Raw genomic sequence first — 16,061 nt, 5'->3', positions numbered from 1 at the left:
TTCTATTTTTATGGTTGATTATTGATTTTGATTTAATGATACATGAAAGTTTCATGAAAAATTCATCTTTATGGTTGATTGATTTTAAATAAAATGATATCGTTATATTAATTAAAAGTAATTAAATGCCATTTTTAATGATGTGTACTTTAAACCGCTTGAATGCAAAACTATAGGGCCACGATGTATACATGATGCCCGTCAGTAACAGCGGAATATCTATGTATGTAGAGTAACCTTCCTCCATTTTGAGATTGGTTACTTTTTATTTTGTATAAAAGAGCAGATGAACCGAAGATTATACCTAGTTAAAGAGGGGGAATCACCATGTCAATTGTACATTCACTGAAATTGAAAAATGTAAAGCTTCGAACAAAAATTATTATTGTATTGTCTATCCCAACTCTTGCTCTTATCCTCACAACAGCAATAACCTTTAGCATTATGAAGGTTTTAACTGCAGACAAATCGCAAATTTACTCCAGCGCAAATCTTTCCATGAATGCAGATAGAGATATGTATCAGGCTTACTCAGCCGTTCAAAGTCTTCTCATATTTGATACGCAAAGCAATGAATTCAAACAATCAAAAGAAGACTTCTTAGAAAATGTACAGCAAGTCAATGAAAGAATAGCAACCGTTAAAGAGCTAGTACATAACATTAAGGAACTTGAAACCTATCAACATAGCGGGGCAACGAATAAAATAGATGAACCGATTACTCAATTTCAAAAGGATTTTGGATCATGGGTAACGCTCTCTACTTCCATCATCGAAGAGAAGGAAGCATCATCAAATGAGTTGAGCTTACAACCAATCGTACTTACTTTAAATAAGCTAACTGATTCCTATACAATCGCAAGAGATGAACTAAATGAGATCGGTGAAATTAATACTCAATATGTAGAATCACGTATTGTAGCCGACGAAAAAATAATAAAATCGTCAAAAAAGTCCCTTATGATCACCGTTTCAGTTGCAATTGTAATCGTAATTGTGTTAAGTATCATTCTCATCCGAGTCATCACCCGACCAATTAATAAACTAGTTGCGGATATGAATCAACTCTCCCAGGGAGACTTTACGATTAAAACTAACAACTATGATGGGAAAGATGAAATTGGGCAACTTATGCAAGCCGTTAACAGCATGGTAATTAGTTTGAAAGACCTCTTTCGAAAAGCAAACGACACCTCCACGCATGTTGCTTGGTCATCAAAACAATTAACTGCAAGTACACAACAAACTGTACAGGCAACAAATCAAATTACGATGACTCTTCAGGACATAGCCAGCGGAGCAGAGACGCAAGGTGCAGGTGCAGAAGAAAGCGCACGAGCAATGAAAGAAATTTCTATAGGCATCCAAAGAGTGGCCGAGACAACATCCTCCGTATCAGATGCAGCCTTAGAAACACAAAAAGAGGCGAACCAAGGAAATGAATCGATCCAAAAAGTAATTCAACAAATGAATGAAATACATCGATCAACAAATGACTCTGCTTATGTTATTAGACAATTAGGAGAACGATCAAGCGAGATAGGCAAGATTGTTGAGGTTATTACAGGAATAGCTAATCAAACGAATTTATTAGCACTCAATGCTGCTATTGAAGCTGCTCGTGCAGGTGAACATGGGAGAGGATTTGCCGTTGTCGCCAGTGAAGTAAAAAAACTTGCTGAGCAGTCAAAGAACTCTTCTGAACAAATCTCGCATTTAATACAACTCATCCAAAAAGATACACTACGAGCAGTAGAAGCGATGGAAAAAGGCACACAAGATGTAAAGATGGGAATGGATGTTGTGCAAGAAACTGGGGAAGGCTTCCGAGTCATCCTAAAATCAGTAGAAGAGGTAGTAGCGGATATTCAAGAAGTGTCAGCTGTTTCTGAGCAAATGTCAGCCAGCGTGGAGCAGGTTTATACATCCATCGAGCATATGGCTAACTTCGCCGTACGCTCCGCATCCAGTACCCAAAGCGCAGCAGCAGCTTCCGAAGAGCAATTAGCTACAATCGAGGAAATCACCTCTTCAGCTGCTTCACTGACTAGTATGGCGGATGAGTTACGAGTCCTTGTAGGTAAGTTTAAGTTATAACGGCATTTCACTCCTTTCATACAAATCTATTCTTCAACGTAAAAAAGAGAAAGCTGCCGTTTCCGGCAGCTTTCTCTTTTTTAAATCAACTGTTATCCACCGAGTGCATCTTTAAGTTCCGCTGGCGAACGGTCCCACCATTCCGCATTATGTTCAATAAGCAGCTTGCGTAATGCAGCCTGCTCGGTCTCACCCAGATTGTCCAGCATGTATTTACGCTTAATTGCATAATCTAGTCGGTTAACATGATCGGCAAGAATTTTCCAACCGCGCTTCGCTTCTGTATCAACGAGCATCTCACAAGATGTTACTCCCGCATAAAATGAACCTTCCTCGTTACGGTCAACAGCTACCCAAACAATCCAGCATTGTCTCCCATTCGGTGTATCTTCCTTATTAGGAGTAAATTTAATACCGCGCTCCACTTTACTCTTCGCATGCATAATACCTACATCAATGTAAGCAACACCTTCGTCAATCATTACACAAGCTACATCACTTAGATCGATTGATCCTGCACCAAAGCCTTTATGTTTCTTGCTGCTCACTACGTTGAGCGTCAAGGATTTTTTCTCTTTCACTTCCGGTTGTGCTGGTACGTTCTGCTCTTCTGTCATCTTCACTCCACCTTCCCCATACAATAATTCCATTTTAGCTAATAATCTTGGAATTGCAAACATATACATGCTGTAGATGCTTGTCAACGGGAGGGAAACGTTCAATGACCCCACGTAATGTCAAACGAATTTTATTTAGTTTATTCGCCGCCGTATTGCTTATTTTGTCGGTGAATTATGGCTTCGGGAACGCTTGGCAATCTCAATTTACATATGCTTTCGCCCCTGCCGCCAAAGCTATGCTGCCTACACTGCCTGCCCCAAATTCGGCCAAGCCGCAAGTTGTCCAGCAGCCGGATACGGTTGTGCCTGCTAACCCTAAGCCACTAAGCAAGTGGGTAGTGGAATATCACATCAACGTCTCGCTCCGTGACGACGGTCAGCATCTAGACGGTACACAAGATGTGACTTGGACTAATCCAGGTAAAAAAGCCGTGTCCGAGCTTTACTTCCACCTCTATCCGAACGCATTCCAATCTCCCAAAACGACCTTCATGATGGAATCGGGTGGAAAGCTGCGACACGATAAAGCGACGCCTAACAGCAGAAGCCATCTCAAGCTCCTTACCTTACAAACGTTAGAAGGGGAAAGCTTACTACCACGCTTGCAGTATACACAACCAGATGACGGGAACAAAAGCGATTTTACACTCGCTAGACTTCGTCTGCCTGAAGCAGTTGCTCCTGGCAAATCCGTTACACTTCGAATGAGCTTTGAAGTAAAAATGCCTGAAGTATTCGCTCGTATGGGCTATTCTGGTGATTTCGTTATGGCCGGACAGTGGTTCCCGAAACTTGCCGTATATGAAACCGTCGGTATGAGGGGACGGGCCTCTGAGGGTTGGAATGTTCATCAGTACCATGGGAATTCAGAGTTTTACAGCGATTTCGGTATCTATAGCGTAGCTATTCGTGTTCCCGAATCTTATACGGTCGCAGCAACTGGCTTCCAAACTAAGCCCACTGTCAGCGAAAATGGGACCAATCTGTTTCAATTTTATGCGGAGGATGTTCATGACTTTGCATGGTCTGCTTCACCTAACTTCATCTATGAGGAAGCAGCCTTCTCTGACAAGGGAGTTCCCGGTGTCCGTATCAAGCTCTATTTGGACCCCCTGCACGCCCATCTTAAAGACCGATACATGCATGCCGCCAAATCAGCTCTAGCCAATTATTCGAAATGGTATGGCTCTTATCCATACAATACGTTGTCGATAGTCGTTCCTCCAAAGGGTGCTAACGGCGCCGGAGGCATGGAATATCCAACATTAGTAACATCATTTGCCGCTGAGAAGGAAAATCCAGGATATGATCTGGAGCGAACCGTCGTCCATGAGATTGGGCATCAATTTTGGTACGGAATGGTCGCCTCCAATGAATTTGAAGAAGCATGGTTGGATGAAGGCTTTACATCCTACGCCGAAGACAAAGTGATGGAAGCTGCCTATGGGGTAACATCTAATCTTCGAATGGAAGCCAGTTACATGACCCATCCAGCACCTCTCAAGCAACCTTCGTGGGTGTACGCAAACCATAAGCAATATGCAGAAAACGTTTATATGCGCGCTAAGTTGGTACTTGTCGACATCGAAAACAAAGTCGGAGATGCTGTGATGGGTAAGATTATGCGTACTTACTTCCAGAAGTATAAATTCAAACATCCTACTACAGCCGATTTCCAACGTATCGTGGAATATGTGACTAAGGCAAAGTGGACGGAATACTTTAATCAATTCGTCTATAGCAATGAGATGGCTGACTTCTCGGTGGATGCCATCCAAGTAAAAGCGACAAATAATGATGATACAAAGCAATATGAATCCAACATTTTGATCAAAAAAAATGGCGGCTCGAACGGGCCTATACCGATTCTATTTAAGTTTACAGATGGTTCAACGATTAGCAAAGTGTGGTTAGGCGATGAAGCTCATATTCAGTATACAGAAGTAACAAATTCGCCGCTGCAATGGGTTTCCGTGGACCCTGATCATACAAACGTGCTGGATAACAAGCTGATTAACAACTATATGCTGGCAGAAATCCCTCATGAATCACGTACTCGCTGGAGTCTCGGTGTAACGAAGTTTATTGAAGGTCTCCTTGGAGCATTAGGCTGGTAAAAACCAAAAATTCGTAACAACGGGGTGATATCGATGAAAGCTCATATGCGGCAAGGCTGGAGAATAACATTTAAACACTTTTACTTCGTACTGCTCTTATTTCTCTATCAATTCATTTGGGGGTTTTTCTTATATCGCATCATAGACAACACAGTATCACCACTACTGAGGCGATTCCCGTCCGCTTCTACAACAGATCATGCCGTACAAATCTTTATGACAGAGGCACAGTTTCAATTGTTTAAAACTGATTTAATTGCACCATACATATGGCTAATCGGCGGGTTATTTATCGCAAGAATGCTGCTAACTCCACTATTTAATGCCGGTTTCTTCTACTCTATGCATCAACAGACGAGAGACGCCGGAAGTACACGCTTCCTAGAAGGCGTTCGAAAGACATGGAAGCCCGTCATGCTGCTCTATTGGATTCAATCTATTCTCGTACTCGCTCCAGCTTGGTGGCTCATACCAAAGGCACTTCATATCTTTCTTAGAAGCAGCAGTGTTCCTGAGTTGCTAACTACTATTGTGCCAGGGGCACTCATCTGGATTGTTTGGGGAGGGCTACTTCATTTATTGTTCCTTGCAATGCAATTCGGCGCTGTTTCTGGTGACGGGATATTGGGCTCCTTGTGGCATTCCATCAAGCGATTCGCCCCTTATGCTGCCATCTCTTTGTTAATGTGGGGAATAGCCGCTCTGCTCGGCCTTGCCGTGACAAGCGTCTCCATGTTGTGGGCGGGCCTGTTCGCTCTCATCTTGCACCAAAGCTATCCATTCATCCAAACTTTACTGCGCGTTTGGACCATCGCAACGCAATACAACTACTTAAAGTCAGAAACATAATTTTCTCATCCACTTAATCAGTCGTATAGACGGAGCAAAAGGCTGCCTTTAAGGTTCATTAAACCTTGAAAGCAGCCTTCCTATTGTCATTCCTATTGACCGTTTATTTAATTGCTCACAGCTTAATAATGCCTGCGTAATAAAGAAGTACAAGCAGGACCAAGACTGGAGAAACAAACTTCAACATAAATATCCATACCTTCAACCATCCTGAGGATAAGCCCGATTCCTTCGCTGCGCCTTCCCACCTATACGCAACAAAAATTGTTATAAGCAAACCGCCAATTGGCAATATGATGTTGGAACATACAAAATCAACCCAATCGAACAGCGATTTACCACCAATCATAAGCCAGTCCACCTTACCTCCAAGCGAGATGGATAAAGGTACACCTGCGAAGAAGCAAATAGTACTAACAACAATGACAGACTTGAAACGGCTCCATTTGAATTGATCTCGGACGAAGGCAACGGAAACTTCCAGTACTGATACTGCAGAAGTAATTGCTGCAAACGCCAGCAAAACAAAAAACAATCCGCCGAACAATGCACCAAACGGCATGGCAGAGAACGCTGCAGGCAGCGCAACAAACACAAGTCCTGCACCTTCCGTTGGCGCAATACCAAACACAAATATCGTTGGGAAAATAATTAACCCTGCGAGCAGCGCATACAATACGTTGCCGACACCAACCGCTACGGTCGCTGTACCTAATGATTGATTTTTTTCCACGTAAGCGCCGTAAGTTACCATCGTCCCCATTCCAAGAGACATCGAGAAAAAGGCTTGTCCAAGTGCTACAAGCGCAGATTCCGCCGTTAGCTTACTAAAGTCAGGTTTTAGGAAAAACGATACCCCTTTGCTAGCGCCGTCCAGCGATAATGCTTGAATGGCAAGGAGAACGAGCAATATGACTAAACCAGGTACAATCAGTTTATTGAACTTCTCTATACCTGCTGATACACCACGGATCAAAACAAATGCTGTAATCAACATAACAACAAGCTGCCAGCCAATTGGCGTCCAGCCACCAATAAACTGTGCAAACACGCCCGCAAAATCATCTTTTGAGAACAGGTTCCCCGTAAAGGATAACAAGGCATAATGAAGGGTCCATCCTGCAACTACACCATAAAATGACATGACGAGAAATGAACCTATTACCGTTAAAAATCCAACAGCGCCCCAGCCCTTACTCCCGCTCAGCTTCGTTAATGAAGATGAAGCACTCCCACGGCCTCCCCGACCAACAGTCAGTTCGGCAAGCAGTACTGGCAAACCAACTAGCAGCAAACAGAGTATAAATAGTAAGAAAAAGGCTGCGCCACCATACAAACCTGTCACATAGGGGAATTTCCACATACTACCTAAGCCGACTGAACTGCCAATAGCGGCCATAATAAATCCTTTTGAGGTAAAACGTTCCGTATTCTTACTTGAACTCATAAAAAAACCACCTATCCGTGAAATCATCACCAATGGGTAGTATGACCATTTCTATAAAATAATCGTTATCGAGTCTACCCATCCTGTCATGCAGCGAGTTTCCTTAGCCGCAAATAATCACTTACCATTGCTAATCTCCACGGAATAATCATTCCGAGTGCTAATAAATAAAAAATCGCCCCTGTCTGTGGAATTGTCACATAATGCTCTACCACGCGATGCAGCATGATTCTAAGCAGGAACATAACAATAATAATAGCTACGAAGGCTTTCGACCGTCGTACAAATATAGCTGTGTCCACCCTCTCTAGTCTAGTCGTCACAATAAGTGGAAATGCGAATAGAAGCAGCCCTGTACCAAAGGCTGATACTCCCCACAACCACGGAATATGTGTCATAGGAAATGCAAACATAATAAAACCAGTAGCCATACCCAGTGGTGGAATAACAATTTTTTTTAGCGTTGTCGGCTGATTACCTGCGCGAATACGAACAATAATGAGACATAGCCCCATTATAATCGAAACCGAAATAGCTCCTAATTGTAAGATTGGATTGGTCCACTGCATCCGAAGAACCTCCGTAATCAAAATGTGTAATAGCTACTAGCCTAATTTGCATGTACTCTAGTTTACCGTTATAAACGGTTTAATTTCAAGCAAAACAAAGAAGCCCCTCCTTACAATGACTAATAAGGAGGGGCTTCACCACAAATGATAACATATTTAGAAATTATGGTTTATCCTTTCGGGATAAACTCACGAATATCTACATCAAGCTCTTCGGACAACTTCGTACCGAGTGTCCGATCGGCACGGAAGAAATTACAGAGTGCACGAAGCCGTATATCATCGTTCGTTGCACGAAGCTCATTAACCAAATTCGTCACTAGATTTTCTTGTTGCTCCTCAGGCAATGAACGGTAGCGCTCCCCTGCTTGAGTGAAGTCATCTGTTTTATCAATCTTTTGCCGACCTGCGCCGCCAAGAATGGTTGAATAGGAATCGTTGTGATCCGGTGACTCCTTCGGACTGTCAGATGCACTATTGGGTTCGTAATTGACCGATGATGGATCCGCATGCATTGTCATTGCTCCGTCGCGCTGATGATTGCGAACAGGCGCATAAGGGCAGTTCACGGGGATGTTCAAGTAGTTGGCTCCCAAACGATAACGCTGCGTGTCGGGATATGAAAATAACCGGCCTTGAAGCAGCTTATCTTCAGATGGCTCAATGCCTGCTACTAACACGCCCGGTGAAAATGCTGACTGCTCTACTTCAGCGAAGTAATTGACAGGATTGCGGTTCAGCGTCATCGTACCGACTTTATTCAGCGGATACATATCTTCCGGCCAAATCTTAGTAGGGTCTAGTGGATCGAATGCATAACGATCGACATGCTCTCGCGGCATTAATTGCACGTGCAGCTCCCATTCTGGGAAGTTGCCAAGTTCGATTGCATCGTATAAATCACGAGTAGCATGATTGAAATCCTTTGCCTGCATTTGAGATGCCTCTTCGGCAGTGAAGTTGCGAACGCCTTGCAGCGACTTCCATGTATATTTTACATACGTCTGCTTGCCTGCATCGTTAATCCACTTAAATGCATGAACACCAAAGCCGTCCATTTCACGATAGGATGCTGGCGTACCGTCGTCAGAAAACAGCCAAGTAAGCATATGTGTGGATTCTGGCGTCAACGTCATAAAGTCCCAATAACGAGCAGGGTCTTGAATATTCGTATGTGGAGCTGGCTTAAGTGAATGTACCATATCCGGGAATTTCATTGCATCACGAATGAAAAATACTGGCAAATGGTTGCCGACTAAATCATAATTACCTTCCTGTGTGTAAAACTTTACTGCAAAACCTCTAGGATCACGTACCGTCTCAGGGGAGCCAGTACCATTAATAACAGTGGAGAAACGTACAAACACTGGTGTTTCCGTTCCTGCTTCACCGAGAAATAAAGCTTTTGTATGTTCCGTCATACTATTTTCTGTACGGAAAACACCATGTGCACCTGCTCCTCTAGCATGAACGACACGTTCTGGAATGCGCTCACGGTCGAAATGAGCGATCTTCTCCAGCAAATGATAATCTTCCAATAAAGTCGGTCCGCGCTGGCCTGCTGTACGAGAGCTCTGATTATTGCCTACAGGAGTACCTTGATTAGTCGTCAAACGATTATTCATAAATAACACCTCATTAGTTTTATATATTTAGACTTGATCTAAATCTTTATACTAATTGTATCGTCACGCTGTCCATATGTCATGAACACATGATGAATGGTAGATGAATATTAAATGAACGATTAAGACGCACAGAACGGTATTAATGAGCTGAATCATCCGCGAGTCGATAACCAGCTCCACGGACGGTAACAATGTATTTGGGCGAAATTGCACTATCCTTAAGCTTCTTACGAAGACTCTTAATATGAACATCTACAACATTGCTGCTGCCATAAAACTGAAGTCCCCAAACCGTGTCCAGTAGAGATTCCCGCGATAGAACAGAACCATCCGAAGCAATAAAGTGGAGCAATAGATCATATTCTGTCTTCGTCAAATCTACACGTACATTTCCTTGCGTTACTTTCATTTTGCGCAAATCAATTTCAATGTCTTTAAACATTTTTATATCGTCAAGACCTAGCAATCCCTGTGAAGTTGAGCGGCTTTCCAACATTCGGTTAATAAGCTCCAGCGCCTCCTCAGGTTTCGCAGGCCAAACAAGCAGCTGAGCACCCGATAATTCCTCTTCTCCGCATGTTTCATACGATTGTTTATCCATAAGTACAAGTACGGGAACACCATATCCTTCGGCGGCCTTCAATAATTCTTCGCCACCTCTTAACGTCTGACCCGCTTTAGGGTGAGCGATAGGTAAAGCATCATATACTAATAGTTCGGGCTGCAAAGCTGGCAACATACTTTTGTTGAAATCATGAAGAGAGAATACATCAAAACATTCCGTCGATAACATAACTAGCAAGCTGCGAACCCGATCTGGCAAGGGGCTAATGATCATGACCCGCTTCGTTAGGGAGCAAATAACGCCTTCGTTCGTATCTACTATTGGGTCTTGTTCGTACATGTCTCACATACCCCTTCCAGCACAACTTGTGCATGCTCGATCCGATAGTTCGTTTCCTTTGCTACAGCTGTAATCCAATCCGACGGCACTTCAATCAGCACCTCATCCACTCGACCACATTTCGTACATACGATATGCTGATGTTCATCTGTTCTAGCATCATAGCGGCTAATCGCCTCCCCTAGCTTCAGCTCACGAATCAACCCAACATCTCTCAAGTAGCGCAATGAATTATATACGGTTCCATATGCGAAGTTATAACCTCGCCCCCGAAGTCTATCGATGACATCAGCTGCCGTAGGATGATCGTATGCTTCCTTTACAACTTCGAAGATGGCTTTCCTCTGTATAGTTAAGTTTATTTTGCTCATGACTGCTTCATGCCGCCTTATCCTATGATTTTAGACTAAGTATAAATATAATTATATATACCGTCAATCCATTCACTTGTGATTTCCGCGCTACAACTAACATAATAGCAGTTTGTTTTTAAGTTCTACTCTTAACAAATTTTAATTATCTGAATATTTACAATATTAAAATAATAGTATATACTGAGCTTAACTTAATCGAGAGGGGATAGACCAATGCAGTGAGTTAGCGAAGCGTGTCCTACTACAATAAGGAAGGAGCAACAAGCAAAAGAGGACATGTGGGAATCCATCGAACAGACTACTAAAATAAGTAATCCAAAGATATCTAATAGTCTAATCAAAGACTAAGAGATTAGATACTTATCGAAAGGATAAAGCGATTAATAATATGCTATGGAAGCCAAAGATTGGAGAGTTTGAATAAATTGAATAGTTGTTCATCAGAAACATAAAGGGATTCCGGTTATCATAGATAAGCGGGATCCCTTTAAACTTGTTCGTTATAGAATTGGGCTAAGCAATCTGGAGATTGACTCTCTGAACCGATTAAACAAGGGACGATTAGCATAGTCCTCTACTGTGAGCTGACGCGAATAGGTGACATCCCCTTCAAAAATGGTCATTAGCTGCGTAGCCGTTTTAGTGTCATAAATAAATGCATTCATCTCGAAATTTAGTTTAAAGCTTCGGATATCCAGATTCGTTGTTCCGACAGAGGCAATTTTACTATCTACCACTAACGTCTTCGCATGGAGAAATCCTCGTTCATATAAGAAGATCTGAACACCGCTTGCTAACATTTCCCCCAAATAAGAATGCGTCGCCCAATAAACAAAGAAATGATCTGGTTTGCTCGGTAGCATAATTCGCACATTGACTCCCGACAGTGCAGCAATTCGAAGGGCTGTCATAAGGCTCTCATCCGGTACGAAATAAGGCGTTTGCAAACAAATTGATTCTTTAGCGGAATAAATCATTTTGATATAAGCATTTTTGATCTCTTGATATTCCGTATCGGGGCCACTTGCAACGAGCTGCATCCCAATGTTACCTTTTCTCTCCACCGTCTCAGGAAAATACGTTTCACTGAGTTCCAATCTACCACTCGATGCCAAATTCCAATCCATAAGGAACTGTGCTTGCATCTGCAGGACAGCACCGCCTACTACCTTTAGATGGGTGTCCCTCCACTCGCCGAAGTTTTTGTTCAATCCCAAGTACTCATCACCAATATTAAAGCCGCCAATGTAGCCAACCTTGCCATCAATGATAACGAGCTTACGGTGATTCCGATAATTGACCTTCAAATTAACGTAAGGAATGCGAGAAGGGAAAAAGGCAGTCTCCATCCCCCCAGCAGCACGAAGCTCGCTAAAGTACCGTTTAGGCAGTTGTGAGCTTCCAATATGATCATATAAGAAACGTACCTCTATCCCTTGAGCAGCTTTCTTCGCTAGCGCTTTAACTAATCTTCGTCCCAGAACATCATCTCGTACAATATAATAAACAAGATGTATGTGATGCTCCGCTGCTTCGATATCTCTTATTAGAGAATCAAATTTTTGGTTACCCTCGGTAAAAATATCGACCGAGTTGTTATTCGTATAGAGTGCATATCCTGTAGTTAAGTTCATGTAGATCATATCTTGATACATCGCATGCTCGCTATTGGCTGAGAGCAGTTTTCTTTCGATCACTTGCTGCTTCTGTTTATCAAGTGTGTCTTCAATAATAAGCTGATTGTCACCAAGCAGCTTATTCAGTTGCCTTCTTCGCACCCTTTGTCCCAATACAAGATACAATATGAATCCCAACACAGGAATAAAAAAGAGAATCATAAGCCATGCCCACGTAGACGTTGCATTACGACGTTCTAAAAAAATAACGGTTATTGCAAGAAAAATATTTAATAACATGATAATCAAAGATATATTCTGGAGCATACTCATTCGGCTCTTCAACCCCCGCAATTGGTAACGATCATTACATAATGTCTTAGTATAAAAGTGACTCCCGATTGTCCATCCTATGGATAAGGGGGTGATCATCAATGGCAAAGGACGTACTTTGTGAAGTAAGCTCTTGCAAATTTTGGGCAACAGGCAATAATTGCGGCGCTTCTTCGATCTATGTTGTAAGTAATCGCGGCAAGCAAGCTAGCCAGTCCGAAGAAACAGATTGCAAAACGTTCGAATCAAAGATCTAAAGGCAAGACCTAAGAGAATGCATGCGGCGTGGTGCGAACTCTTTGCTATCACCTTAAGTGATTGCATAAGGCCAACATACGCCGCTGCTACATTTCATCTATTTTACTACTATTGCAGTCATCTCATACCATGTATAGTCTTCCCATGACCTCTAAATAAGAAGCCTTATTAGTTATTCACAGGCACAGCGTCATAATATTCTTCTAACGTCTGATCGTTTGCAACAAGCTCCTCTGCAACTGATGTACCAACATAACGGAGATGCCATGGCTCGTATTGATAACCAGTAATCTTGTCCTTGCCTTCTGGATACCGAATGATGAATCCATACGTAGCTGCGTTCATCTTCAACCAATCCGCTTCCTTCGTCTCACCAAAACAATCCGCTGCAGCACACTTGCCGTCACTGCTCGTCACATCGACCGCTAAACCAGTCTCGTGCTCGCTTGTCCCAGGCAGCGCACTGTACGTTCTTGCTTTCTCATAACCATCACGCTTCACATAGCGATCAAACAGTTTTTTCTGGGTCTCATGTGAACGATATGCAGATACACCCGCCAAATAGATCTTAGCATCTTCCGCACCACTGAATAGCTTCTCCAGCGCCTCCGCTGCTTCCTGACGCATTTTCCGTTTTTCAATTTTCTCAGAAAAGATGAATCGAACGTCTGGGTATACGAGATCCGTTGGATTATAGTCCTCCGGCAACTTATTAAAAGGATTAACAAGCGAAGCTACGTTCTCCGGCTCAGCAACTACACCCATAGCGCCATCTTCACCCTTTGATATACCAACAACCTCGACAGTCGAACCTGTATTGATAGGTTTGTCCGTACTTTCGGGTTTATCCGTACTTTCAGGTTTATCCGTACTTTCCGGCTTATCAGTAATCTCAGGCTTGTCCACATTGGACTCATCGTTACCCTCAGTAGGCTGTGGAGTTTCCTCACCCTCTACTTGACCGCCTTGCTGACCAGTACTTTCCTTCGCTCCATCAGCAAGCTTAGGCGGCTCTGAGAGTGTCGGCGACTGTTCGATCCAGCCAATATCTTTAGCGAAGTTAAACCCAATAAAAACGGTCAAACCCACTATACCTACTACCAATAATAATCTTCTTTTTTTCATAAAACAGTTCCCCCTATCAATTTCAAGACATACATATAGACGTTGGCAGCATCACTTTTTAATCAACTCTGAGCAGGAAAAAAACAACAAATTTGTTAAGGTCCGTTTTGCCTTTTGACAATTGGCTGTAAAAAGGAGCATAATAATAAAGAAATTGCAGTAAATATTTATACTATTAGAAAGCAACTGGCTAGCTCTAAGAGAAGGCCTGTTTCTGCTGTGAAAGGTAGGGTCATTGTGTCATTTTTAAAAAATAAAATGCTAGTCAGCACTCGTCCCATCTTAATTTTCTCATTCATCATGTTAATTAAAAGCTATTTGGCGTGGATGGTCATCTTCGAAAATGGAACGTCATGGACGACGATTCTAAAGGAGATTCCATTCGTCCTTATTATTTATTGTCTAATTGAATGGTTCGCTAGTAAAAGAAAGATGCTCTATTATTTGATAGCCAACCTTACTCTAACCTCTATTCTATTTGCAGTCATAATGTATTTCAAGTATTACGGAGTAATCGTCACCTATTTTGCACTTGCTCAAGTCAATCAGGTTACAGCTGTCAAGAACAGTGTATTTTCATTAATGGACCCTTACTTCCTGTTAATCTACATTGATGTTGTCATTCTAGCGATAATTATGTTCCGTCGTAATAAATCTCAAGATTGGAAGAACAAATTTAATCGCAAAGAGAATAAAAGAATGATCATCCTTCTGTTAACTGGATCACTTGCCATTTGTATATTCAACATTATGCCGAATCGCGCAAGTATGAATGAAATTGTGAAAGCAGAGCAAATGGGTATTTTGAATTACGAGGCTTACACGATATTTTCTAATAAAGATGTTGAATATATTGATTCTAATCAAATTTCACAAGAAAAGATTGAAACGGTTAAAGGTATTAAACCAGTCGATAAGCCACTTCTTCAAGGAACAGCACAAGATAAAAATCTTATTATTATTCAAATGGAGTCTATGCAAAACTTCCTAGTTGATTTACACGTTGAAGGGCAAGAAATTACGCCTGTCTTCAATAAACTAGTGAAGGAAAACAGTTACTTCAAACATTTCTACCAGCAAGTTGGGCAAGGCAATACGTCAGACGCCGAGTTTGTCGTTAACACATCGCTTTATATTCCGCCTCGGGGTGCTGCTACTCAAATGTATGCGGATAAGGAATTGCCTAGCTTACCAAAATTATTGAAAAAAGAAGGTTATGATTCAGCGACCTTCCACACAAATGTTGTAGAATTCTGGAATCGCGGTGAGCTTTACAAAGCGGTTGGCTTTGATCACTACTATGACGCAAAGTTTTTTGGTGAAGAGGATACCGTATTTTTCGGAGCTTCTGATTCAATGCTCTATAAGAAAACAGCTCAAGAACTTAGCAATATGGCTGCGAAGAATAACCCATTCTACGCACATGTCATTGCAATGACTGCGCATCATCCCTATACGATGCCAGAAGAGAAGCAATTAATTAAAATTCCTGAGCGATACGAGGATACACTTGTAGGCAACTACCTTATCGCACAAAATTATGCTGACCATGCACTAGGAAAATTTATCGAAGACTTGAAACAGCGCGGTATTTGGGATAACAGCTTAGTCGTATTATATGGTGACCATCTTGGACTCCCAATCTATTCGCTTGATCGTAACGAAAAAGATTTGATGGCAGAAATCTATGGTAGAGAATATAAGTACACTGATATGATCAATATTCCGCTTGTCGTTATTAATCCAGGTAATGAATCAGGACCTGTTGTATATGATCAATTAGGTGGTCAGGTGGATTTATTACCAACGATCACAAATCTACTTGGTGTATCTATCGAAGATCAACTTTATTTCGGTCAAGATTTATTTAATCAATCGAATTATAATATTTTGCCTCAACGTTATTATTTGCCTAAAGGTTCGTTTTTAAGCAGCCAAGAGCTGTTCCTATCCGGAAGCGGCTTTGAGGACGGTAAACATTTCCCACTGACTGGTGACGGGAACACGAAGCAAGAAACGACTGAAGATGAGTTTAATCGTGCTCTTGAACTGCTGCGGCTTTCAGACAGCTACGTTAACTCACTTCCAAGTTGGAAAACAGAATAGTTCGTTAAGTAATAAGGG

The 16,061-nt window shown here is 42.0% G+C and carries 13 protein-coding genes; 5 read left to right on the top strand and 8 right to left on the bottom strand.

Going from position 1 to position 16,061, the window contains the following annotated elements:
- Nucleotides 1-327: 327 nt before the first annotated feature.
- Nucleotides 328-2,097, top strand: coding sequence for a methyl-accepting chemotaxis protein (locus MFF31_RS10575; RefSeq protein WP_238187968.1), 1,770 nt, complete (start codon nt 328-330; stop codon nt 2,095-2,097).
- 92 nt (nt 2,098-2,189) lie between these two features.
- Here the strand turns inward: MFF31_RS10575 and MFF31_RS10570 are convergent, their stop codons facing one another.
- On the bottom strand, nt 2,190-2,714 hold the full coding sequence (locus tag MFF31_RS10570) for a YwhD family protein (protein ID WP_238187967.1): 525 nt from the start codon (nt 2,712-2,714) through the stop codon (nt 2,190-2,192).
- A gap of 104 nt (nt 2,715-2,818) precedes the next feature.
- On the opposite strand from MFF31_RS10570, the gene MFF31_RS10565 reads away from it, so the two are divergent.
- Together MFF31_RS10565 and MFF31_RS10560 are read left to right on the top strand one after the other, a co-directional pair.
- Nucleotides 2,819-4,834 carry a M1 family metallopeptidase gene (locus MFF31_RS10565; protein ID WP_238187966.1) on the top strand — a complete coding sequence of 672 codons (2,016 nt, stop codon included), beginning with the start codon at nt 2,819-2,821 and terminating at the stop codon, nt 4,832-4,834.
- A 33-nt stretch (nt 4,835-4,867) separates the two neighbouring features.
- Entirely contained in the window at nt 4,868-5,683 is an 816-nt protein-coding gene (locus MFF31_RS10560) for a hypothetical protein (protein ID WP_238187965.1), read from the top strand.
- 115 nt (nt 5,684-5,798) lie between these two features.
- Here MFF31_RS10560 and MFF31_RS10555 read toward each other — a convergent pair whose 3' ends face one another.
- The 6 genes from MFF31_RS10555 to cls all read right to left on the bottom strand — a co-directional run bounded on the left by MFF31_RS10555 (nt 5,799) and on the right by cls (nt 12,554).
- Entirely contained in the window at nt 5,799-7,130 is a 1,332-nt protein-coding gene (locus MFF31_RS10555) for a sodium-dependent transporter (RefSeq protein ID WP_238187964.1), read from the bottom strand.
- Nucleotides 7,131-7,216: 86 nt separating this feature from the next.
- Nucleotides 7,217-7,699 (bottom strand): CcdC family protein, encoded by a 483-nt coding sequence (locus MFF31_RS10550; RefSeq protein WP_238187963.1) that lies wholly within the window; start codon nt 7,697-7,699, stop codon nt 7,217-7,219.
- A gap of 170 nt (nt 7,700-7,869) precedes the next feature.
- On the bottom strand, nt 7,870-9,324 hold the full coding sequence (locus tag MFF31_RS10545) for a catalase (protein ID WP_238187962.1): 1,455 nt from the start codon (nt 9,322-9,324) through the stop codon (nt 7,870-7,872).
- Between the two features lie 142 nt (nt 9,325-9,466).
- Entirely contained in the window at nt 9,467-10,231 is a 765-nt protein-coding gene (locus MFF31_RS10540) for a winged helix-turn-helix transcriptional regulator (protein WP_238187961.1), read from the bottom strand.
- Nucleotides 10,210-10,602: a Fur family transcriptional regulator gene (locus MFF31_RS10535; RefSeq protein WP_238187960.1), complete on the bottom strand. Its 393-nt coding sequence runs from the start codon at nt 10,600-10,602 to the stop codon at nt 10,210-10,212. The genes MFF31_RS10540 and MFF31_RS10535 overlap by 22 nt, the downstream gene beginning before the upstream one ends.
- 503 nt (nt 10,603-11,105) lie before the next feature.
- The gene (gene cls / locus MFF31_RS10530) at nt 11,106-12,554 is read right to left on the bottom strand and encodes a cardiolipin synthase (protein ID WP_238187959.1); all 1,449 of its coding nucleotides are present in this window, start codon (nt 12,552-12,554) and stop codon (nt 11,106-11,108) included.
- 101 nt (nt 12,555-12,655) lie between these two features.
- Here cls and MFF31_RS10525 point away from each other — a divergent pair, with 101 nt between their 5' ends.
- A complete protein-coding gene (locus MFF31_RS10525; protein WP_238187958.1) occupies nt 12,656-12,811 on the top strand; it encodes a DUF1540 domain-containing protein in 156 nt (51 codons plus the stop codon).
- Between the two features lie 169 nt (nt 12,812-12,980).
- On the opposite strand, the gene MFF31_RS10520 is transcribed toward MFF31_RS10525, so the two are convergent.
- A complete protein-coding gene (locus MFF31_RS10520; RefSeq protein WP_238187957.1) occupies nt 12,981-13,937 on the bottom strand; it encodes a M15 family metallopeptidase in 957 nt (318 codons plus the stop codon).
- Between the two features lie 300 nt (nt 13,938-14,237).
- Between MFF31_RS10520 and MFF31_RS10515 the strand changes: the two genes are divergently transcribed.
- Nucleotides 14,238-16,043, top strand: coding sequence for an LTA synthase family protein (locus MFF31_RS10515; protein WP_248565456.1), 1,806 nt, complete (start codon nt 14,238-14,240; stop codon nt 16,041-16,043).
- Nucleotides 16,044-16,061: the final 18 nt, after the last annotated feature.

Source organism: Paenibacillus sp. L3-i20, assembly GCF_022180385.2.
Lineage (GTDB): Bacteria > Bacillota > Bacilli > Paenibacillales > Paenibacillaceae > Pristimantibacillus.
The sequence above is the reverse complement of the archived record's forward strand: the minus strand, read 5'-3'. Positions and strand labels throughout refer to the sequence as shown.